Source organism: Streptomyces eurocidicus, assembly GCF_002891295.1.
Classification (GTDB): Bacteria; Actinomycetota; Actinomycetes; order Streptomycetales; family Streptomycetaceae; genus Streptomyces; species Streptomyces eurocidicus.
Genome location: NZ_LGUI01000003.1, coordinates 955,027 through 975,668, shown reverse-complemented (window position 1 = coordinate 975,668; position 20,642 = coordinate 955,027). Strand labels below are relative to the sequence as shown.

Genomic DNA, 20,642 nt, shown 5'->3' with positions numbered 1-20,642 from the left:
CGTATGTCTACGCAGCCTGCCTCCGCCACCTTCGCCGGCCTCGCCGCCCGCCTGCCCGAGCTGACGCCGCACGACGCGCAGCGGCTGGGCCGCCGGCTCGACGGTGCGCGCCGCATCCGCAAGCCAGAGGCCCGTACGGCCGTGCTGGCCGAGATCGCGGCCGACGTCGACTCCGCCGAGCTGCGCATCGCGGCCCGCCGCGCCGCCGTGCCCCCGATCTCCTACCCCGAACAGCTGCCGGTCAGCCAGAAGAAGGACGAGATCCTCGAAGCGATCCGCGACCACCAGGTCGTGATCGTCGCGGGTGAGACCGGCTCCGGCAAGACCACCCAGATCCCCAAGATCTGTCTGGAGCTCGGCCGGGGCGTGCGGGGCCTGATCGGCCACACCCAGCCGCGCCGGATCGCGGCCCGCACGGTCGCGGAGCGGGTCGCCGAGGAGATGCGGACGCCGCTGGGCGGCGCGGTCGGCTGGAAGGTCCGCTTCACGGACCAGGTGGGCGGCGACACGCTCGTCAAGCTGATGACGGACGGCATCCTGCTGGCCGAGCTGCAGACCGACCGCGAGCTGCGCCAGTACGACACGATCATCATCGACGAGGCCCACGAGCGCAGCCTCAACATCGACTTCATCCTGGGCTACCTCGCCCAGTTGCTCCCCCGCCGCCCCGACCTCAAGGTCGTGATCACCTCGGCGACGATCGACCCGGAGCGCTTCTCCCGGCACTTCGGCGACGCCCCGATCATCGAGGTCAGCGGGCGTACGTATCCGGTCGAGGTGCGCTACCGGCCGCTGTTGGAAGAGGATTCCGAGGACTCCGACCGCGATCAGATCACCGCGATCTGCGACGCCGTGGACGAGCTCCAGCGCGAGGGCGACGGCGACATACTCGTCTTCCTCTCCGGCGAGCGGGAGATCCGGGACACCGCGGACGCCCTGGAGAAGAAGTTCGGCCGCGTCGGCGGCGCGGTGGCGCAGACCACCGAGATCCTGCCGCTGTACGCCCGGCTGTCCCACGCCGAGCAGCACCGCGTCTTCCAGCGGCACACGGGCCGCCGTGTCGTCCTCGCGACGAACGTCGCGGAGACGTCCCTGACCGTGCCGGGCATCCGCTATGTGATCGACCCCGGCTTCGCCCGGATCTCCCGCTACAGCCACCGCACCAAGGTCCAGCGGCTGCCGATCGAGGCGGTCTCGCAGGCCAGCGCCAATCAGCGCAAGGGCCGCTGCGGCCGTACGAGCGACGGCATCTGCATCCGGCTGTACTCCGAGGACGATTTCCTCGCCCGGCCGGAATTCACCGACGCGGAGATCCTCCGGACGAATCTGGCGTCCGTCATCCTCCAGATGACCGCGGCCGGCCTCGGCGACATCGAGAAGTTCCCCTTCATCGACCCGCCGGACCGCCGCAACATCAAGGACGGCGTCGATCTGCTGGTCGAGCTGGGCGCGCTCGACCCCCAGCAGAAGGACCCGAAAAAGCGGCTCACCCAACTGGGCCGCAAGCTCGCCCAGCTCCCGGTGGACCCCCGGCTGGCGCGCATGGTCCTGGAGGCCGACCGGAACGGCTGTGTCCGCGAGGTGATGGTGATCGCCTCCGCGCTCTCCATCCAGGACCCGCGCGAGCGGCCCTCGGAGAAGCAGGCGCAGGCCGATCAGCACCACGCCCGGTTCAAGGACGAGACCAGCGATTTCCTCGCCTTCCTCAATCTCTGGCGCTATGTGCGGGAGCAGCAGAAGGCGCTGTCGTCGTCGGCCTTCCGGCGCATGTGCAAGTCGGAGTTCCTGAACTATCTGCGGATACGCGAGTGGCAGGACATCTACTCCCAGCTGCGTACGGTCGCCAAGCAGATGGGCGTCCATCTGTCGGAGGAGGACGCCCCGGAGGACCGGGTGCACCAGTCGCTGCTGTCCGGCCTGCTCTCGCACATCGGCCTGAAGGACACCGAGAAGAACGAGTACCTCGGTGCCCGCAGCGCGAAGTTCGCGGTGTTCCCGGGTTCCGCGCTGTTCCGCAAGCAGCCGCGCTGGGTGATGTCGGCGGAGCTGGTGGAGACGTCGCGGCTGTGGGCGCGGGTCAACGCCAAGGTCGAGCCGGAGTGGATCGAGCCGCTCGCCGGGCATCTGGTGAAGCGCAATTACAGCGAGCCGCACTGGGAGCAGAAGCAGGCGGCCGTGATGGCGTACGAGCGGGTGACGCTCTACGGCGTGCCGATCGTGGCCCAGCGGAAGGTCAATTACGGGCGGATCGACCCGGAGACCAGCCGTGAGCTGTTCATCCGCAATGCTCTGGTCGAGGGCGACTGGCGGACGCACCACCAGTTCTTCCACGACAACCGCAAGCTGCTCGGCGAGGTGGAGGAGCTGGAGCACCGGGCCCGCCGCCGCGACATCCTGGTCGACGACGAGACGCTCTTCGACTTCTACGACCAGCGGCTGCCGGACCATGTGGTGTCGGGTGCGCACTTCGACTCATGGTGGAAGCACAAACGGCGGGAAGAGCCGGAGCTGCTCAATTTCGAGCACTCCATGCTCATCAACGAGAACGCCGAGGCGGTCACCAAGGACGACTATCCGGATTCCTGGCGGCAGGGCCGGCTGAAGTTCCGGGTGACGTATCAGTTCGAGCCGGGCGCGGACGCGGACGGTGTGACCGTCCATATCCCGCTCCAGGTGCTCAACCAGGTCTCGGCCGAGGGCTTCGACTGGCAGATCCCGGGGCTGCGCGAGGATCTGGTGACGGAGCTGATCCGTTCGCTGCCCAAGCCGATCCGCCGGAACTACGTCCCGGCGCCGAACTACGCCAAGGCGTTCCTGGACCGGGCCGTGCCGCTCCAGGAGCCGCTCGCCACCACGCTGACCCGTGAGCTCCAGCGGATGGTGGGCGTCCGGATGGAGCCGGAGGACTTCGACTTCGCCAAGGTCCCGGAGCACCTCAAGATCACGTTCCGGATCGTCGACGAGCGGAAGCGGAAGATCGCCGAGGACAAGGACCTGGAGGCGCTGCGGCTCAGGCTCAAGCCGAAGACGCAGGCCGCGATCACCAAAGCCTTCGAGCAGGCGTCGGAGGCCGCGGCCGACGGCGGCGGGCCGCGCGGTCCGGAGCAGCGCTCCGGGCTCACCCAGTGGACCATCGGGGCGCTGCCGCGCACCTTCGAGACCCGGCGGGCGGGGCAGCCGGTCAAGGCGTACCCGGCGCTGGTGGACGAGGGCGCCTCGGTGGCTGTGCGGCTCTTCGACACCGAGGCGGAGCAGCGGCAGGCGATGTGGCGGGGCACCCGCCGGCTCATCCTGCTCAACCTTCCCTCCAACCCCGCGAAGTTCGCTCAGGGCAAGCTCAGCAATCAGCAGAAGCTCGCCCTGTCGGCGAATCCGCACGGGTCCATCCCGGCGCTCTTCGACGACTGCGTCTCGGCCGCGGCCGACAAGCTGATCGCGGCGCGCGGCGGTCCGGCGTGGGACGAGGAGTCCTTCCGCAAGCTGTTCGACGCCGTGCGGGCGGACATCGTCGACGCGACGCTGGACACCGTCCGCAAGGTGCAGGAGGTGCTGGCCGCCTGGCAGTCGTGCGAGCGCCGGCTGAAGAGTCCGCCGCTGTCCACGTCGCTGCCGCTGGTGCCGTCCGTGGCGGACGTCCGGGAGCAGCTGACCGAGCTCGTCGGGCCGGGGTTCGTCACCGCGCACGGCGTCCGCCGGCTGCCGGACGTGCTGCGCTATCTGGTGGCCGTCGACCGGCGGCTGACGCAGCTGCCGACCAATGTGGACCGGGACCGGGCCCGGATGGCGAAGGTCAAGGAGATGCGGGACGAGCACGCCTGGCTGCTGGAGCAGTTCCCCAAGGGGCGTCCGGTGCCCCAGGAGGCCCTGGACATCCGCTGGATGATCGAGGAGCTGCGGGTCAGCTACTTCGCCCATGCCCTCGGCACGGCGCACCCGGTGTCGGACAAGCGGATCGTGAAGGCGATCGACCAGCTGGCCCCGTAGTCACGGAGCTCGTCCGGGCCCGTTCCGGTCCGGGTCCGGATCGGGTTCGACTGCACCCCCTGACCTGCTGTAGAGTCTGTTTCGCAGCACCGCGAGAGCGGGAAAGCACAGCAAGGTCCTGTGGAGCAGTTTGGAGTGCTCGCCACCCTGTCAAGGTGGAGGCCGCGGGTTCAAATCCCGTCAGGACCGCATCATTTGAAGGCCCGGATCCCTTTCGAGGGATCCGGGCCTTCTTGCATCCGACCTTGACTGGGACACGTGCCAGGGGTACCCAGACAGTGGAGGTGCTGCGCTCCATGACGACGACCACCCGCACGACCGAGCCGAAGCGGACCGAGAGCATCCGGCACGAGACGAGGGCGCTCCTGCGCGCCCACCTCTCGGCCGCCTCGGGCTACCGCCATCTGACCCGACACTGCGCGGTGTGCCACCGGCTGCTGCGGCTCGCCCAGGAGGCGGCGGGGAGCCATCCGGCGAAGCCCTCCGACGGGACCCGTGCGGACGACCCCGGGGCCCCCGCCGCGAACGGGCCGGCCCGGGACGAAAGTCCCCGCACGGGGTGACCAACGGCGGGCGCCCCGAGGGCAGTCGGCCGGCAGGCTGGTGGCCGGAGTCCCGCGATCCGGATGCCGCGCGCTTCATTACCGCACCGATACGGTGAGTGACAAGCGGGTTGCGCTGTGATGGGAGTCACCGAAAGAGTTTCCAGAGTGATGGAACTTACCCCCTCCCTACAATGGGTCAATTTAATATGTGCAATTGCACTCCACCCGAAAGGGTTCGGCGGGGCTCCGGCGCCGGCCCGCCGGGGCGCCGGGGGAGCGCTCGGCGGGGATCCGGCGGAGGCCGGCCGGGCATAAAAAAGATCGCGCTGGACCCGGCGGAGTCCAGCGCGATCGACGACTGGCCCAAGTCGGTGGGCAGGGAACCTGTTGGGGCAGGCCCCCGGTCGCTTTGAAGCAGGTGAAGCAGGTGGTGCTTAGTTCGGGCGGCCGTCCGGGTTGGGGGCCCCGGAGAGTGCCCGGCAGTGCGTCAGGCTGTTGTTCAGGCCTCGCTGCGCTGCTGCGGAATGCCCGCCAGCAGGGCGCGGACCTCCGCTTCGCGGTAACGGCGGTGTCCTCCGAGCGTGCGGATGGACGTGAGCTTGCCTGCCTTGGCCCAGCGGGTGACCGTCTTCGGGTCCACGCGGAACATCGTGGCAACCTCAGCCGGGGTCAGCAGCGGCTCGGCATCAGGGGTGCGAGCGGTCATGAGCGGCCTCCTCGGGAGAACCAGACATGGAGTCGGTTCTTTCCTCTAAATTCTGCACCTTGACCCACGTTGCCCGAAATGGCGGACGCGGGCCGAGTCGGTTATAGGACGAACGGCTTGTCCTCGGCACTACAACTACACCATCCGTCCAGCCACGTCGGCCAAACCGATGGAATTGCCCTCTCAGGTGTTCAACCTCGACGGAACCCGATGGACCATGCCATAGCGGACAGTCACGCCACCGTGACGATCAGTCACAGTGGGATCAGGGGTCACCAGACCCGTCAAGGAGTGCAATACCGATCTATCCACCCGAAGTTGGACGGAAGGAGCCCTTCCCGGACTCCTTGTCCTATTTTGCCACGAGGCTGGGCGATGGGCGCAAGACCTAACGTAAGTGCGTTAGGTCACGGTTGCCTCATTGGCCCGGATCGGGACCTAGGTCCCGTCACCGGCGCCACAGGAGCTTCCGGGAACCTCTCCGAACACCGTTATGGGACTTCAGTTCGCGTACTGGCGGTTCCGCACGGCGGTCCAACGTTCCGTCAGCCGCTCGTACGCCTCGCCCGCCCGCGCGCCGTCCCCCGCGCGCAACGCCGCCAGCCCCTCGGCCGTGTCACCCGCGGAGCGGTCCTCAGCGAGGTCCGCCTCGGGCACCATATGCACCAGCCCGCCGTAGTCCAGCTCGACCAGGGAGCGCGGATGGAACTCCTCCAGCCAGCGGCCCACGTCCACCAGCCCGTCGATCAACGGCCCCTCGTCGATCGCGTCCTTGAGCGTGCGCAGGCCGCGCGCCACCCGGCGGCGGGCCTCGACCATGGGCGTGCGGTAGCGCAGCACCAGCTCCCCGCGGGGGCCGTCCCCCTTGCCGTACTCCCGCTCCTCGTCCGCGAAGAGGACGAACCAGCGCAGCGGCACCTGCCAGGTCGCCGTGCGGATCCACGGCCGGGCGTCGGGGTTGCGCTCCAGCCAGTGCTCGTAGTCCGCCTCGGCCTGGCGGCGGACCACCGGCGGCAGCGCGGCGTCCAGCACCGGCGTGGGCAGGCTCTCGGCGAGCTCCTCCAGCGCGAGCCAGCCCCGCAGCCGGGTCCGCCAGGGACAGACGCACAGCACGCCGTCGAGGAGGGCCACGAAGGCGTCGCCGCTCTCGTGCACCGGAACCGGCACCGGCGGGGTGGGCAGCAGGTCCGCGAGCGAGCGGCGGAGCTCGTCCTGCACACCGGGGAGGTTCTCGCGCCGGGCGTACCGCTCCCAGTGGCCGCGTTCCGGTTCCGGGAATGCGCCCAGAGGTTCGTAGACCCGCAGATATGCCGCGTACGGGACAGTCACCGATGACGCCGATCCCACACTCGCTCCCTCAAACCGGAGGACACTCCAGGGAGTTGCCGAGCCTCCCCGTACTGTCCAAATCGTCCCATGGCGCGGCACCTCGGGAGAGTGATCCTCGGCACGGGACCGGCCCCCCGGGCCGGCAGGTCTTACCCTCGTGCCAACCGGCCCTCCACCACCCCCGGAGGGCGACCTCCGCGACATATGGAGTCACCACAGTGACTGACGTACGTCCCACCGATGAAGTTGACGGCGTGCTGCACACTTTGTTCCGGTCCGACCAGGGCGGCCATGAGCAGGTCATGCTCTGCCAGGACCGCGAGAGCGGCCTCAGGGCCGTGATCGCCCTCCATTCCACCGCCCTGGGCCCCGCCCTCGGCGGCACCCGCTTCCACCCCTACGCCTCGGACGAGGCCGCGGTCCTGGACGCGCTCAACCTCTCCCGCGGCATGTCGTACAAGAACGCCCTGGCGGGTCTGGACCACGGCGGCGGTAAGGCCGTGATCATCGGCAACCCCGACGAGATCAAGACCGAACAACTTCTGCTCGCCTACGGACGGTTCGTCGCCTCCCTCGGCGGCCGCTACGTCACCGCGTGCGACGTCGGCACGTACGTGCGGGACATGGACGTGGTCGCCCGGGAGAACCCCTGGACCACCGGCCGCTCCCCCGAGAACGGCGGCGCGGGCGACTCCTCCGTCCTCACGGCCTTCGGGGTGTTCCAGGGCATGCGCGCCGCCGCGCGCACCCAGTGGGGCGAGCCGACGCTGCGCGGGCGCCGGGTCGGCGTCGCGGGGGTCGGGAAGGTCGGCCACCACCTCGTCGAGCACCTGATCGAGGACGGCGCGGAGGTCGTGATCACCGATGTGCGCGCGGAGGCCGTCGAGCGGATCATCGCCCGGCACCCCCGGGTGACCGCCGTGACCGACGCCGACGTGCTCGTCCGCACCCCCCTCGACGTCTACGCCCCGTGCGCCCTCGGCGGCGCGCTGGACGACGGGACCGTGGCCGCGCTCACCGCCACCGTGGTCTGCGGCGCGGCCAACAACCAGCTCGCCCATCCGGGTGTCGAGAAGGACCTCGCCGACCGCGGGATCCTCTACGCGCCGGACTACGTGGTGAACGCCGGCGGAGTCATCCAGGTCGCCGACGAGCTGCACGGTTTCGACTTCGATCGCGCCAAGGCCAAGGCGACCGGGATCTACGACACGACCTTGGCCATATTTGATCGAGCGAAAGCGGACGGCATTCCTCCGGCCGCCGCCGCGGACCGGCTCGCCGAACAGCGCATGGCCGAGGCGCGGACCGGTGCGCTGACCGGCTGACCCGGCACGTTCCACCGGACGGGCGCCGGTCACCCGAGCGGTGGCCGGCGCCCGCACGCGTAAGGGTGGCCCGGTCGCACACTCGGTACCCGCACAGCGTTCCCTACAGACGGCCCACCGGGGGCGGGAAGCGAGAGATCCCTCACCACCTCATCGGCGGGTCGGCGCCCGAGACACGTTAAAATCGCTGCTGACCAGCGGGGACGGGGCTCCCCTCGGGTTGTGCTGCGTGGCACGTCATGCGGGCGACGTACCGTATGGCCGCGGAAGCAGGTACCGTTGAAGCCCTACAGGCCGGATCCTCCCCGAGGGTCCGCTCTGACTCATGAACGTGAACGCGTGTCAAGACTCTGGGGCCGTCGAGCCCCGTCACTGAGGGGGTCGAGCCATGGGGCGCGGCCGGGCCAAGGCCAAGCAGACAAAGGTCGCCCGCCAGCTGAAGTACAACAGCGGCGGGACCGACCTCTCACGTCTGGCCAATGAGCTGGGCGCATCGCCGACGAAGCAGCCGCCGAACAGCGAGCCGCTCGAAAAGGACGATGAGCTGGAGGACGATCCGTACGCTCAGTACGCGGATCGTTACAACGATGAGGACGAGGACGAGCAAGCGCCCGACCACTCCTCGACATATCGTCGCCGCGCTTGACGCTGTAACTCTCACCGGCCCGGTCCGAGGCCCCGCCTCGGACCGGGTTCTGTGCTGCCCGGAGACGATCAGCCGGCGTGGTGGTCACCGGTCAGCGTCACGGCCTCGGCGCGGTCCCCGCGCGCGGTGATCTCGCCCGCGACCCAGGACTCCACGCCCCGGTCCGCGAAGGTCGCCAGCGCCACGTCCACGGACTCCCGCGGAACGACCGCGATCATTCCGACGCCCATGTTGAGCGTCTTCTCCAGCTCCGCGCGCGCCACCCCGCCCAGCTTGCCGACCAGCTCGAAGACCGGTCCCGGCGTCCAGGTCGAGCGGTCGACCGTCGCGTGCAGACCCGCCGGCATCACCCGGGCCAGGTTGTTGGCCAGGCCACCGCCGGTGATGTGCGAGAAGGCGTGCACATCGGCCGTCCGGGTGAGCGCCAGGCAGTCCAGCGAGTAGATCTTGGTGGGCTCCAGCAGCTCCTCGCCGAGGGTCCGGCCGAACTCCGGGACCTCGCGGTCCAGCTCCCAGCCGGCCCGGTCGAAGAGCACATGGCGGACCAGTGAGTACCCGTTCGAGTGAAGTCCGGACGAGGCCATCGCGATGACCGCGTCACCCTCGCGGATACGCTCTGCGCCCAGCACCCGGTCGGCCTCGACCACGCCCGTACCGGCGCCGGCCACGTCGAAGTCATCGGCGGCGAGCAGCCCGGGGTGCTCGGCGGTCTCACCGCCGACCAGCGCGCAGCCCGCGAGGACACAGCCCTCGGCGATGCCCTTGACGATGGCCGCGACCCGCTCCGGGTAGACCTTGCCCACGCAGATGTAGTCGGTCATGAAGAGCGGCTCGGCACCGCACACGACCAGGTCGTCGACGACCATGCCGACCAGGTCGTGACCGATGGTGTCGTAGACACCCATACGGCGCGCGATGTCGACCTTCGTGCCGACGCCGTCCGTGGCGGAGGCGAGCAGCGGCCGCTCGTAACGCTTGAGCGCGCCGGCGTCGAAGAGGCCGGCGAAGCCGCCGAGCCCGCCGACGACCTCGGGTCGGGTGGCCTTCTTCACCCACTCCTTCATCAGGTCCACGGCGCGGTCGCCCGCCTCGATGTCGACGCCCGCGCTTGCGTAGCTGGCACCAGTGCCCGCGTGCGGAGCATGCTCAGAAGACTCTGCAGACATGTGTTTCAGAGCTTTCGTGTCGTTCGGTACTACGGGGCGTTACGGGCGACGGAGGGCGTCGGCGGCGTCCGTGCCACCGGCCAGCTCGGTCTCCAGAAGCTGCTTGCCGAGGAGCTCGGGGTCGGGGAGCGGCATGGGGTACTCACCGTCGAAGCACGCGCGGCACAGATCGGGCTTGGCGATCGTGGTCGCCTCGATCATGCCGTCGAGGGAGATGTACGCCAGGGAGTCCGCGCCCAGCGACTTGCCGATCTCGTCGACCGTCATGCCGTTGGCGATCAGCTCGGCCCGGGTGGCGAAGTCGATGCCGAAGAAGCACGGCCACTTCACCGGCGGGGACGAGATCCGGACGTGCACCTCGGCCGCGCCGGCCTCGCGCAGCATCCGCACCAGGGCCCGCTGGGTGTTGCCGCGGACGATGGAGTCGTCCACGACGACCAGGCGCTTGCCCTGGATGACATCGCGCAGCGGGTTGAGCTTGAGGCGGATGCCCAGCTGGCGGATGGTCTGGCTCGGCTGGATGAAGGTGCGGCCGACGTAGGAGTTCTTGACCAGGCCGGTGCCGTACGGGATGCCGCTGGCCTCCGCGTAGCCCACGGCGGCGGGGGTGCCGGACTCCGGGGTCGGTATCACCAGGTCGGCGTCGACCGGGGCCTCGGCGGCGAGCCGGCGGCCCATCTCCACCCGGGAGAGGTAGACGTTGCGGCCCGCGATATCGGTGTCGGGGCGCGCGAGGTAGACGTACTCGAAGACACAGCCCTTGGGCCGGGCCTCGGCGAAGCGGGAGGTCCGCAGGCCGTTCTCGTCGATGGCGACGAGCTCGCCGGGCTCGACCTCACGGACGAAGGAGGCGCCGCAGATGTCCAGGGCGGCGGTCTCGGAGGCCACCACCCAGCCGCGCTCCAGACGCCCGAGGACCAGCGGGCGGATGCCCTGCGGGTCCCGGGCGGCGTACAGGGTGTGTTCGTCCATGAAGACGAGGGAGAAGGCGCCCTGGACGTCCGGGAGGACCTTGGTGGCCGCTTCCTCGATCGTCAGGGGCTTGCCGTCGTCGTCGGTCTGGCCCGCGAGCAGGGCCGTGACCAGGTCGGTGTCATTGGTCGCCGCGACCTGGGTGGCACGCCCGTTCTCCCGGGGGAGGGCCGCGACCATCTCCGCGAGCTGGGCCGTGTTGACCAGGTTGCCGTTGTGACCCAGCGCGATCGAGCCGTTGGCCGTCGCCCTGAAGGTCGGCTGGGCGTTCTCCCACACCGAGGCTCCGGTGGTGGAGTAGCGGGCGTGTCCGACCGCGATATGTCCCTGGAGCGAGCCCAGGGAGGTTTCGTCGAAGACTTGGGAGACCAGTCCCATGTCCTTGAAGACGAGGATCTGGGAGCCGTTGCTCACCGCGATGCCCGCGGACTCCTGTCCACGGTGCTGCAGCGCATACAGCCCGAAATAGGTGAGTTTGGCGACCTCTTCACCCGGAGCCCAGACACCGAAGACGCCACAAGCGTCCTGGGGGCCCTTCTCACCGGGGAGCAGGTCGTGGTTGAGTCGTCCGTCACCACGAGGCACGTGTCCGAGTCTATTGCAGGTCCGAGGTTCATCCGAACCGGGGACGACCAGGAATTGCTCACACCACGGACAGCCACTTGACGGGTACAGGCAATCACCTTCAGGATCGCTGCCCAAGACCTGTCCGCAGTTCTTCCCGTGACACCGCCGGGACGGCTCCGTTCGCAATGCCGGGGACCGCCGCCACCGCATCCGGTGCGGCTTTCCGAGCGAACCCTCCGACTATTTCGGATTTTCTCCGCAGATTCCCGATCCACGGACCTCTGGCGTTTTCCTGATTTCCCCTTCATTTCCGCCGTGGGCCGCCCCCGGAAGGGCGGCCCGGGAGGCCGGCGGGCCCGGTCAGCCCATGACCGGCAGCAGCGCGGCGAGGTCCGCGCGCTCCCCGCTCGCGGAGACGGCCGCCTCGTCGAGCGCGGCGGCCCACTCCGTACGGCCGGTGGCGAGCCGCAGCCAGGTGACGGGGTCGGTCTCGACCACATTGGGCGGGGTGCCGCGGGTGTGCCTGGGCCCTTCGACGCACTGGACGACCGCGAACGGCGGAACGCGGACCTCCACCGAGCCGCCGGGCGCCTTGAGGGCGAGCGCGTCGGCCAGCATGCGGGTGCAGTTGGCGAGGGCCTGCCGGTCGAACGGGACGTGCACGCCCAGCGCGGCGGCCAGGTCGTCGGAGTGGACGACGAGCTCGACGCAGCGGGTGACCAGGAAGTCGTCCAGGCGCATCGCGCCGACCCGGGAGGCGAGCAGCCGGTCGTCCGGGGCGGGCCCGACGATCCGGTCGAACCGCTCGGCGATCCGGTCGAAGATCTCCGTCGGCTCGGCGCCCCGGTCCGCCAGCTCATGGGCGAGCTCGTCGACCCGGCCGGCGATGGCCCGGGTCGCGAACGGCCATTCCTGGACGGGGACTTCCAGCTTCGGGGGCGCGGGCTTCTCCAGCGTGTCGCTCACGTGGTCGAGGATGATGGCGATGTGGGAGACGAGCTCGCGGACGGTCCAGTCACCGAGCCGGGTCGGCAGCCTCAGCTGCTCGGCGGTCAGTCCGGCCGTCACCTCGCGGACGTGCTGGAACTGCGCGAGGACGGCGGCGCGGGTCTTGGCGGAGTCGTAGCGGCGGGCGCGTGGTGTGCGCGGTGCGGCGGCCATGGCCCGACCCTATTCCGCCGCGGCGGCCACCGGCCCGTACGCCACGAAGTGCTCTCCGTCACAAGGGACTCCGGCCCGTACCCGGCCCGGTGTGCCGATGATCACCCGGCGCGCCCGGGGAACGCCGGAGGCGGCCCGCCCCGGGTGGGGTGGGCCGCCTCCGGTCGACACGCGGGAGCCGCGGGGACCGCCGGGCTCAGGCGAGCAGCGCCGGGATCGTGGCCTCGTGGGCCTCGCGCAGCTCGGCCAGCGGGAGCGTGAACTGCCCCTGGACATCGATCTCTTCGCCGTCCACGACGCCGATCCGGATCGCGGGCAGGCCGCGCGCGCCGCACATGTCGCCGAAGCGCAGCTCCTCGCTGCGCGGCACGGCGACGACCGCGCGGCCCGCGGACTCCGAGAACAGCAGGACGAAGGCGTCCATGCCGTCCGGGACGACGATCCGGGCGCCGTTGCCACCGCGCAGGCACGACTCCGCGAGGGCCTGGATCAGGCCACCGTCGGAGAGGTCGTGCGCCGCGTCGACCATGCCGTCGCGCGAGGCGGCGATCAGGATCTCGGCGAGCAGCTTCTCGCGGCCCAGGTCGACGGCCGGCGGCAGCCCGCCCAGGTGCTCGTGGATCACCTGCGACCAGGCCGAACCACCCAGCTCCTCCTTGGTGTCACCCAGCAGGTAGAGCAGGTGACCGGGCTCGGAGAAGGCGATCGGCGTACGCCGGTCGACGTCGTCGATGACGCCCAGCACGGCGACGACGGGCGTCGGGTGGATGGCGGTCTCGCCCGTCTGGTTGTAGAGCGAGACATTGCCGCCGGTGACCGGAGTGCCCAGTTCCAGGCAGCCGTCCGCCAGACCGCGGGTGGCCTCGGCGAACTGCCACATGACCGCCGGGTCCTCGGGCGAGCCGAAGTTCAGGCAGTTGGAGATGGCCAGCGGGCGGGCGCCGGAGGCGGCCACGTTGCGGTACGACTCGGCGAGCGCCAGCTGGGCGCCCGCGTACGGGTCGAGCTTGGCGTAACGGCCGTTGCCGTCCGTGGCGACGGCGACACCGAGGTTGGTGTCCTCGTCGATCCGGACCATGCCGGAGTCCTCCGGCTGCGCCAGGACCGTGTTGCCCTGCACGAACCGGTCGTACTGGTCGGTGATCCAGGACTTGGACGCCTGGTTCGGCGAGGCGATCACCTTGAGGACCTGCGCGCGCAGCTCCTCGGCGGTCGCCGGGCGGGCCAGCTTGGCCGCGTCGTCGGCCTGGAGGGCGTCCTGCCAGTCGGGACGGGCGTACGGGCGCTCGTAGACCGGACCCTCGTGCGCCACCGTGCGCGGGGGCACGTCCACGATCTGCTCGCCGTGCCAGAAGATCTCCAGCCGCTCGCCGTCCGTCACCTCGCCGATCACGGTGGCGATGACGTCCCACTTCTCGCAGATCTCCATGAAGCGGTCGACCTTGCCGGGCTCGACCACCGCGCACATGCGCTCCTGCGACTCGCTCATGAGGATCTCCTCGGGCGAGAGGGAGGAGTCGCGCAGCGGCACGGTGTCCAGCTCGACGCGCATACCGCCGGAACCGGCGCTGGCCAGCTCGCTGGTGGCGCAGGAGAGGCCGGCGCCGCCGAGGTCCTGGATGCCGTCGACGAGGTCCTCGCGGAAGATCTCCAGGGTGCACTCGATGAGGAGCTTCTCCTGGAAGGGGTCGCCGACCTGGACCGCCGGGCGCTTGGCCGGGCCGGTGGAGTCGAAGGTCTCGGAGGCGAGCACGGACACGCCGCCGATGCCGTCGCCGCCGGTGCGGGCGCCGTAGAGGATGACCTTGTTGCCGGCGCCGGACGCCTTCGCGAGGTGGATGTCCTCGTGCTTCATCACACCGATGCACAGGGCGTTGACCAGCGGGTTGCCCTGGTAGCAGGAGTCGAAGACGACCTCGCCGCCGATGTTGGGCAGGCCCAGGCAGTTGCCGTAGCCACCGATGCCCGCGACGACGCCGGGCAGGACGCGCTTGGTGTCGGGGTGGTCGGCGGCGCCGAAGCGCAGCGGGTCCATCACCGCGACCGGGCGGGCGCCCATGGCGAGGATGTCGCGCACGATGCCGCCGATGCCGGTGGCCGCGCCCTGGTAGGGCTCGATGTACGAGGGGTGGTTGTGCGACTCGACCTTGAAGGTGACCGCGTAGCCCTGGCCGACGTCGACGACGCCGGCGTTCTCGCCGATGCCCACGAGCAGGGCGTCGTTCTCGGGCGCCTTCTCGCCGAACTGGCGCAGGTGGACCTTGCTCGACTTGTACGAGCAGTGCTCGGACCACATGACCGAGTACATCGCGAGCTCGGCGCCGGTGGGGCGGCGGCCCAGGATGGCGCGGATGCGCTCGTACTCGTCCTGCTTGAGACCGAGTTCGGCCCAAGGCTGGTCGATGTCGGGCGTTTCGTTGGCGTGCTTGACCGTGTCGAGGCTCATGCGTTGACCAGCTTCTTCAGGATCGAGGTGAAGAATCCGAGCCCGTCGGTCCGGCCGGTGCCGATCAGCGGCTCGACGGCGTGCTCGGGGTGCGGCATCAGGCCGACGACGTTGCCGGCGGCGTTGGTGATGCCGGCGATGTCGCGGAGCGAACCGTTCGGGTTGCCGTCGAGGTACCGGAAGACGACGCGGCCCTCGGCCTCGAGCTTGTCCAGGGTGCGCTCGTCGGCCACGTAACGGCCGTCGATGTTCTTCAGCGGGATGGAGATCTCCTGGCCCGCCTCGTAGTCGGACGTCCAGGCGGTGGCCGCGTTCTCCACCCGCAGCCGCTGCTCGCGGCAGATGAAGTGCAGGTGGTTGTTGCGCAGCATCGCGCCGGGCAGCAGGTGGGTCTCGGTGAGCACCTGGAAGCCGTTGCAGATGCCGAGGACCGGCATACCGCCCCTGGCCTGCTCGATGACGCTCTCCATCACCGGCGAGAAGCGGGAGATGGCGCCCGCCCGCAGATAGTCGCCGTAGGAGAAACCGCCGGGCAGGACCACGGCGTCGACCTGCTTGAGGTCCTTGTCGCGGTGCCACAGCGGTACGGGATCGAGCCCGGCGATGCGGACGGCGCGCTGGGTGTCGCGGTCGTCCAGGGTGCCGGGGAACGTGACGACTCCTACGCGTGCGGTCACGATTCGACTCGCACGGTGAAGTCCTCGATCACGGTGTTGGCGAGAAACGTTTCCGCCATCTCGTGGATGCGGGCGAGGGCGGCCTCGTCGACCGGACCCTCCACCTCGAGTTCAAAGCGCTTGCCCTGACGGACGTCGGCGATCCCCTCGAAACCCAGGCGTGGCAGTGCGCGCTGCACCGCCTGGCCCTGCGGGTCGAGGATCTCCGGCTTGAGCATGACGTCGACTACGACGCGTGCCACTGGCACTCCCGGTGGTGTGGTGCGTGAGCTGAAGCGGTAGCGCCAGAGTACAGTCCCAAAAAATCTACGCGCATAGATATGGTGGGCGTCCTGTCACGTTTACGCATCGACGCCGAAGAACGGAGGGAAAATCCCGGGAAAAACGTACGGTCCTGATTGCCAAGCACCACGCGGACAGAATTAACTGGGCTTCACTTTGCAATGCCCTTTGTTGTACAAATGAATAACCATTGCACCGGAACAACCGGAACCCGGGCATCACCGCAGTTCACCTCGGCGATGCGCCCCCGAAAGGACCGATATTCGTGGCACAGCGCGTAGTGGTCACACTCTCCGACGACATCGACGGCGGGGAAGCCGCGGAGACGGTTTCCTTCGGCCTCGACGGCAAGTCGTACGAGATCGACCTCAACACTGCCAATGCGAAGAAACTGCGGATCGCCCTCGAGCCCTACCTGGAGGCCGGCCGCAAGCAGTCCCGCTCCGGGAAGGTCTACCGGCGCACCTCCGTGGCGCCCGACCCCTCGGCGGTCCGCGCCTGGGCCCGCTCCCACGGCATGGACGTGCCCCCGCGCGGACGCATCCCCAAGCGGGTCTACGAAGCCTTCAACGCCGCGGACTGAGCCCGCCGGAGCCGCTGCCGGAACCACTGCCGGAGCCGACTTGCCAAGCACCCCGGATGATCAGCTAGAGTCTGGATCACGCCGAGGGGCGAGGCCGGGAAACCGGACGAACTCCCAGGTAGCGCGGGTGTAGCTCAGTAGTAGAGCGCCCCCTTTCCAAGGGGGAGGCGCAGTGTGCGATTCCTGTCACCCGCTCTGAACGTCCTCCGGTCCACGTCTGTGGCCCGAAGCGACGGATCATGCGGGTGTAGCTCAGTAGTAGAGCGCCCTCTTTCCAAGAGGGAGGCGCAGTGTGCGATCCCTGTCACCCGCTCTGATCGCTTACCGGTCCACGGCCGTGGACCGGGCCAGGCGATCCATGCGGGTGTAGCTCAGTAGTAGAGCGCCCCCTTTCCAAGGGGGAGGCGCAGTGTGCGATCCCTGTCACCCGCTCTCATCGCGTTACCGACCACCTCAGTGGATCAGGTAGAGTGATGCACGCGCCGCCCGGTGAAAGCCGGTCGGAAGCACGCGGACGTAGCTCAGTTGGTAGAGCACCACCTTGCCAAGGTGGATGTCGCGAGTTCGAGTCTCGTCGTCCGCTCAGAGAACGAAGGCCCCGATCATGACGATCGGGGCCTTCGGCGTTTCCGGGGTGGGGTGCGGCGGCTGGGCTCCGGAGGCTGAGCTTCGGGGGCTGAGCTCCAGGGGCTGATGACATTCGTCATCCGAGGTCATGACAGCTCGCACTGATTTCGGGGCGGCGCGGCCGGGAGTCTTGAGTCATGGACATCGGAGACAGTGTGATCGCCGTGTCCGGGCTGCGGCGACGCTACGGCCCGGAGGGCGACGGGGGGTTCGAAGCGGTGCGGGGCGTGTCCTTCACCGTGGGGCGCGGCGAGGTGTTCGCGCTGCTGGGGACGAACGGCGCGGGCAAGACCTCCACGGTCGAGCTGCTGGAGGGGCTGGAGCGGCCGAGCGGGGGCGAGGTCCGGATCCTGGGCCACGATCCTTTCGTGGAGCGCGCCGCCGTGCGGCCGAGGATCGGGGTGATGCTCCAGGAGGGCGGCTTCCCCTCGGATCTGACGGTCGCGGAGACCGTCCGCATGTGGGCCGGCTGCACCACGGGGGCCCGGCCCACCGAGGAAGCGCTCGGGATGGTGGGGCTCACGGACCGCCGGTCGGTGCGGATCAAGCAGCTCTCCGGCGGCGAGCGCCGACGGCTCGACCTGGCGCTCGCGCTGCTCGGCCGCCCCGAGGTCCTCTTCCTCGACGAGCCGACGACGGGCCTGGACCCCGAGGCGCGGCACAACACCTGGGAGTTGGTGCGCCGCCTGCGTGAGGACGGCACCACGGTGCTCCTGACCACGCACTATCTGGAAGAGGCCGAGGCTCTGGCCGACCGGCTGGCGATCATGCGTCAGGGCGAGGTCGTGGCCTCCGGGGCGCCCGACGAGGTGATCGGGGCCTATCCGTCCCGGATCCGGTTCGCGATGCCCGTGGGCTGGTTCGTGGGGGATCTCCCGCCGCTGGCCGAGCTGGGGGTGGAGGGCCATGAGGAGTCCGGCGGCCGGATAGAGCTGCGGACGCGGACGCTGCAGCGGACGCTCACCGGGCTGCTGGTCTGGGCGCGGGAGAAGGACGTGGAGCTGGAGGGGCTGGACGCCCGGACCGCCTCGCTGGAAGAGGCGTTCCTGGCCATAGCCGGTGGGGGCGGGCCGGGTGCGGATGCCGGCTCCGGAGTGAGCGTGGGCGCGGCTGCGGGCGCGGGGAAGGGCGAGTGATGGCGATATCGACGGCGGCCCCGAGTACGACTGGGACGCGTGTGCTGGCGATGGGCCGGGCGGAGCTGATCCTGCTCGGGCGGAACAAGATGGCCCTGTATGTGGCGCTGCTGCTGCCGGTGCTCATGGTGTGGATGATGCGCCGCACGATCGGTGAGATGGACTTCGGCGATTCCGGGATGTCGCTCAACGAGGCATCGCTGACCGGCGCCTTCGGGTTCATCCTGCTCTTCGTCGTCTATCAGAACCTGGTCAGCGCCTATGTGGCCCGTCGGGAGGAGCTGGTCCTCAAGCGGCTCCGCACGGGCGAGGCGAGCGACATCGAGATATTGGGCGGCACGGCGCTGCCGGCGGTGGCGATCGCGGTGGCCCAGATGGTGGTGCTGCTGGTGGCGGGGGTCTGCTGGCTGGATCTCCGGGCCCCCGCCCGTATCGATCTGATGCTGATCGGGTTGGTGTTCGGGTTGGTGCTGTCCATCGCGCTGGCCGCGCTGACCACGGCCTGGGCGAAGACGGTGGAGAGCGCGCAGCTGGTGACCACTCCCCTGCTGCTGATCTCGCTGATGGGCTCGGGGCTGATCGTTCCCCTGGAGACCATGCCGGACGTGCTGGGCGATGTCTGCGGGCTGCTGCCGCTGTCGCCGGTGGTCGAGCTGGTGCGCGGCGGCTGGCTGGGTGGCCTGAGCGCTTACAAGGCGGTGGGGCACGTGGCCACCGCGGTGGCCTGGACGGTTCTGGCCGTGTTTGCTGTACGTCGGTGGTTCCGGTGGGAGCCGCGGCGATAGGCCGATGAGCCGGCCTGACGATGGTTGGTGTGGTGACGGGGGGGGAGTGCGGCCCATGGGGATATGGACGCGGGTGAGGGGCTGGCGCGGGCGGAGCAGGGTCGCCAAGGTCGACAGCTATACGCGGTGGACGCTGTATCTGCTGCCCTGTCTCCTTCCCGTCCTCGCCGAGAGCCCGATGCTGGTCCATGGCCTCGACCGGCCGTGGCTGCTGGCGCAGGGCGGCGTCTGCCTCCTCCAGGGGCTGGTGGGCATCCCGGTCTTCCGGCGCTGCCTCGACCACTATCTGTGGGACAAGCCCGCCCCTTGGTGGGGGATGGCCGGGCAGACGGTGCTGTTCCTCGTGGGGCTCGCCTGCATGGTGGTCTCCTTCAGCGTGGAGAGCCCGCAGAGCTCCTCCACGGTCGGGGTGTTCCTGATGAACAGCGCCCTGTCGACCTTCGGTGCGCTCTCCCTGATGGTCCGGCTCCGCCGGTATGTGATGGGGTGCGTCGCGGTCGCGCTGGGCCTGGGGCTGCTGGTCCTGTTGCCCGGTGGCGGCTGGTCGACGGCGGGCGTCCTGGTCGCGGGGGTGCTCTTTATGTCCCTGTGGTGCGCGTCCGTCGGGCGGGCGTCGGGCTGGATGCTGCGGGTGATGTGGGAGCTGGAGACGGCGCGGGACGCGAAGGCGCGGCTGGCGGTGGCGGAGGAGCGGCTGCGGTTCGGCCGGGATCTCCATGACGTCCTGGGGCGCAACCTCGCGGTGATCGCGCTCAAGAGCGAGCTGGCGGTGCAGCTGGGGCGGCGGGGGGCGCCCCAGGCCCTGGAGCTGATGGCCGAGGTGCAGGGCATCGCCCGGGACTCCCAGCGCGAGGTCCGTGAGGTGGTGCGCGGCTACCGCGAGGCGGATCTGCCCACCGAGCTGGCGGGGGCCCGGTCGGTGCTCTCCGCGGCGGGGATCGAGTGCCGGATCGACGACTCGGCGCGCGGGCAGTTGCCGGCGCCGGTGCAGTCGGCGCTGGCCTGGGTGGTCCGGGAGGCCACGACCAATGTGCTGCGGCACGCGGACGCCGGGCGGTGCGCGGTGCGGCTGAGGATCGTGGAAGAGGTGGCGGTGCTCGTCATGGAGAACGACGGGGCGCCGGTCCCGGGGGCGCCCACGGGCGGTTCGGGGCCCGACGGTTCTCTGCCGGGTGCTTCGCCGTCGGGCGGTTCGTCGTCGGGCGGTTCGTCGTCGGGCGGTTCGGGGCTGGCGGGGCTGGGCGAGCGGCTCGCGGTCCTGGACGGCACGGTGACGGCGGAGCGCCGCCCGCCCGCGGTGTTCCGCCTCACGGCGAGGGTCCCGCTGGCGCGGGGCTCGGCGGCGGAGGCGCCATCGGCCGGGGCTCCATTCGCCGGGGTGCCGTCGGCCGGAGGTCAGGCCGGGAATCTGTCAGCCGAGGTACCAGCGGCCGGGACGGGGGCCGGAGGGACCTTGTCGGCGAAGGCTCCGTCGGCGGCCACCTCAGGAGGAGCGGGAGTGGCGACAGGCACGGCGACGGCGGACGGGGAGCCGGGGCGGCCGGGTGCCGGCCGTGGGAAACCGGCCCTTGGCCGGGGAGCGTCGGACAGGAGAGGCGACGGGCAGCCCGTGGCCGTGGGGGCGGGCCGGGTGTCGGGCACCCCGGACGAGGCGACCGGAGCAGACGGAGGGGCGGCATGACGGACGACCGGTACGAGGGAGCGT

The 20,642-nt window shown here is 70.0% G+C and carries 16 protein-coding genes and 5 tRNA genes; 13 read left to right on the top strand and 8 right to left on the bottom strand.

Annotation, left to right across the window (positions count from 1 at the left end; translation table 11 throughout):
- Nucleotides 1-3 precede the first annotated feature (3 nt).
- The 3 genes from hrpA (at nucleotide 4) to AF335_RS14235 (ending at nucleotide 4,547) form a co-directional block, all read left to right on the top strand.
- Nucleotides 4-3,984, top strand: coding sequence for an ATP-dependent RNA helicase HrpA (gene hrpA, locus AF335_RS14245; RefSeq protein WP_102918659.1), 3,981 nt, complete (start codon nucleotides 4-6; stop codon nucleotides 3,982-3,984).
- Between the two features lie 114 nt (nucleotides 3,985-4,098).
- Nucleotides 4,099-4,173: transfer RNA gene (locus tag AF335_RS14240), tRNA-Asp, on the top strand.
- A gap of 107 nt (nucleotides 4,174-4,280) precedes the next feature.
- On the top strand, nucleotides 4,281-4,547 hold the full coding sequence (locus AF335_RS14235; protein WP_102918791.1) for a DUF6274 family protein: 267 nt from the start codon (nucleotides 4,281-4,283) through the stop codon (nucleotides 4,545-4,547).
- A gap of 481 nt (nucleotides 4,548-5,028) precedes the next feature.
- On the opposite strand, the gene bldC is transcribed toward AF335_RS14235, so the two are convergent.
- Nucleotides 5,029-5,235, bottom strand: coding sequence for a developmental transcriptional regulator BldC (bldC, locus tag AF335_RS14230; RefSeq protein ID WP_003949541.1), 207 nt, complete (start codon nucleotides 5,233-5,235; stop codon nucleotides 5,029-5,031).
- Between the two features lie 501 nt (nucleotides 5,236-5,736).
- Nucleotides 5,737-6,582 carry a DUF8083 family protein gene (locus AF335_RS14225; RefSeq protein ID WP_102918658.1) on the bottom strand — a complete coding sequence of 282 codons (846 nt, stop codon included), beginning with the start codon at nucleotides 6,580-6,582 and terminating at the stop codon, nucleotides 5,737-5,739.
- A gap of 200 nt (nucleotides 6,583-6,782) precedes the next feature.
- Here AF335_RS14225 and AF335_RS14220 point away from each other — a divergent pair, with 200 nt between their 5' ends.
- The gene (locus AF335_RS14220; RefSeq protein WP_280524626.1) at nucleotides 6,783-7,889 is read left to right on the top strand and encodes a Leu/Phe/Val dehydrogenase; all 1,107 of its coding nucleotides are present in this window, start codon (nucleotides 6,783-6,785) and stop codon (nucleotides 7,887-7,889) included.
- 388 nt (nucleotides 7,890-8,277) lie between these two features.
- Complete coding sequence (locus AF335_RS14215; protein ID WP_087927421.1) at nucleotides 8,278-8,535, top strand: DUF3073 domain-containing protein; 258 nt, start codon at nucleotides 8,278-8,280, stop codon at nucleotides 8,533-8,535.
- 68 nt (nucleotides 8,536-8,603) lie between these two features.
- Here AF335_RS14215 and purM read toward each other — a convergent pair whose 3' ends face one another.
- The 6 genes from purM to purS all read right to left on the bottom strand — a co-directional run bounded on the left by purM (nucleotide 8,604) and on the right by purS (nucleotide 15,766).
- Nucleotides 8,604-9,701, bottom strand: coding sequence for a phosphoribosylformylglycinamidine cyclo-ligase (gene purM, locus AF335_RS14210; RefSeq protein WP_102918657.1), 1,098 nt, complete (start codon nucleotides 9,699-9,701; stop codon nucleotides 8,604-8,606).
- A 39-nt stretch (nucleotides 9,702-9,740) separates the two neighbouring features.
- Nucleotides 9,741-11,258, bottom strand: coding sequence for an amidophosphoribosyltransferase (gene purF, locus AF335_RS14205; protein ID WP_102918656.1), 1,518 nt, complete (start codon nucleotides 11,256-11,258; stop codon nucleotides 9,741-9,743).
- Between the two features lie 342 nt (nucleotides 11,259-11,600).
- A complete protein-coding gene (locus tag AF335_RS14200; RefSeq protein ID WP_102918655.1) occupies nucleotides 11,601-12,401 on the bottom strand; it encodes a maleylpyruvate isomerase family mycothiol-dependent enzyme in 801 nt (266 codons plus the stop codon).
- A gap of 196 nt (nucleotides 12,402-12,597) precedes the next feature.
- Nucleotides 12,598-14,847 carry a phosphoribosylformylglycinamidine synthase subunit PurL gene (gene purL, locus AF335_RS14195; RefSeq protein WP_102918654.1) on the bottom strand — a complete coding sequence of 750 codons (2,250 nt, stop codon included), beginning with the start codon at nucleotides 14,845-14,847 and terminating at the stop codon, nucleotides 12,598-12,600.
- Entirely contained in the window at nucleotides 14,844-15,524 is a 681-nt protein-coding gene (gene purQ / locus AF335_RS14190) for a phosphoribosylformylglycinamidine synthase subunit PurQ (RefSeq protein WP_102918653.1), read from the bottom strand. The genes purL and purQ overlap by 4 nt, the downstream gene beginning before the upstream one ends.
- On the bottom strand, nucleotides 15,521-15,766 hold the full coding sequence (purS, locus tag AF335_RS14185; protein ID WP_102918652.1) for a phosphoribosylformylglycinamidine synthase subunit PurS: 246 nt from the start codon (nucleotides 15,764-15,766) through the stop codon (nucleotides 15,521-15,523). Before purS ends, purQ begins: the two co-directional genes overlap by 4 nt.
- Before the next feature lie 305 nt (nucleotides 15,767-16,071).
- Here purS and AF335_RS14180 point away from each other — a divergent pair, with 305 nt between their 5' ends.
- The 8 genes from AF335_RS14180 (at nucleotide 16,072) to AF335_RS14145 (ending at nucleotide 20,618) form a co-directional block, all read left to right on the top strand.
- Nucleotides 16,072-16,389 carry a histone-like nucleoid-structuring protein Lsr2 gene (locus AF335_RS14180; protein ID WP_102918651.1) on the top strand — a complete coding sequence of 106 codons (318 nt, stop codon included), beginning with the start codon at nucleotides 16,072-16,074 and terminating at the stop codon, nucleotides 16,387-16,389.
- A 123-nt stretch (nucleotides 16,390-16,512) separates the two neighbouring features.
- Nucleotides 16,513-16,584, top strand: a tRNA-Gly gene (locus AF335_RS14175).
- 46 nt (nucleotides 16,585-16,630) lie between these two features.
- Nucleotides 16,631-16,702 (top strand) — tRNA-Gly (locus tag AF335_RS14170).
- Nucleotides 16,703-16,749: 47 nt separating this feature from the next.
- A tRNA-Gly gene (locus AF335_RS14165) sits at nucleotides 16,750-16,821 on the top strand.
- Nucleotides 16,822-16,899: 78 nt separating this feature from the next.
- A tRNA-Gly gene (locus AF335_RS14160) sits at nucleotides 16,900-16,972 on the top strand.
- Nucleotides 16,973-17,153: 181 nt separating this feature from the next.
- Nucleotides 17,154-18,152 (top strand): ABC transporter ATP-binding protein, encoded by a 999-nt coding sequence (locus AF335_RS14155; protein ID WP_102918650.1) that lies wholly within the window; start codon nucleotides 17,154-17,156, stop codon nucleotides 18,150-18,152.
- Complete coding sequence (locus tag AF335_RS14150; protein WP_102918789.1) at nucleotides 18,152-18,937, top strand: ABC transporter permease; 786 nt, start codon at nucleotides 18,152-18,154, stop codon at nucleotides 18,935-18,937. The genes AF335_RS14155 and AF335_RS14150 overlap by 1 nt, the downstream gene beginning before the upstream one ends.
- 55 nt (nucleotides 18,938-18,992) lie before the next feature.
- Nucleotides 18,993-20,618: a sensor histidine kinase gene (locus AF335_RS14145; RefSeq protein WP_184743777.1), complete on the top strand. Its 1,626-nt coding sequence runs from the start codon at nucleotides 18,993-18,995 to the stop codon at nucleotides 20,616-20,618.
- The last annotated feature ends 24 nt before the right edge of the window (nucleotides 20,619-20,642 follow it).

Coding starts and splice junctions, on each gene's coding strand:
- hrpA (WP_102918659.1), top strand. CDS start 4: ATGTCTACGCAGCCTGCCTCCGCCACCTTCGCCGGCCTCGCCGCCCGC.
- AF335_RS14235 (WP_102918791.1), top strand. CDS start 4,281: ATGACGACGACCACCCGCACGACCGAGCCGAAGCGGACCGAGAGCATC.
- bldC (WP_003949541.1), bottom strand. CDS start 5,235: ATGACCGCTCGCACCCCTGATGCCGAGCCGCTGCTGACCCCGGCTGAG.
- AF335_RS14215 (WP_087927421.1), top strand. CDS start 8,278: ATGGGGCGCGGCCGGGCCAAGGCCAAGCAGACAAAGGTCGCCCGCCAG.
- purM (WP_102918657.1), bottom strand. CDS start 9,701: ATGTCTGCAGAGTCTTCTGAGCATGCTCCGCACGCGGGCACTGGTGCC.
- AF335_RS14200 (WP_102918655.1), bottom strand. CDS start 12,401: ATGGCCGCCGCACCGCGCACACCACGCGCCCGCCGCTACGACTCCGCC.
- purL (WP_102918654.1), bottom strand. CDS start 14,847: ATGAGCCTCGACACGGTCAAGCACGCCAACGAAACGCCCGACATCGAC.
- AF335_RS14155 (WP_102918650.1), top strand. CDS start 17,154: ATGGACATCGGAGACAGTGTGATCGCCGTGTCCGGGCTGCGGCGACGC.
- AF335_RS14150 (WP_102918789.1), top strand. CDS start 18,152: ATGGCGATATCGACGGCGGCCCCGAGTACGACTGGGACGCGTGTGCTG.
- AF335_RS14145 (WP_184743777.1), top strand. CDS start 18,993: ATGGGGATATGGACGCGGGTGAGGGGCTGGCGCGGGCGGAGCAGGGTC.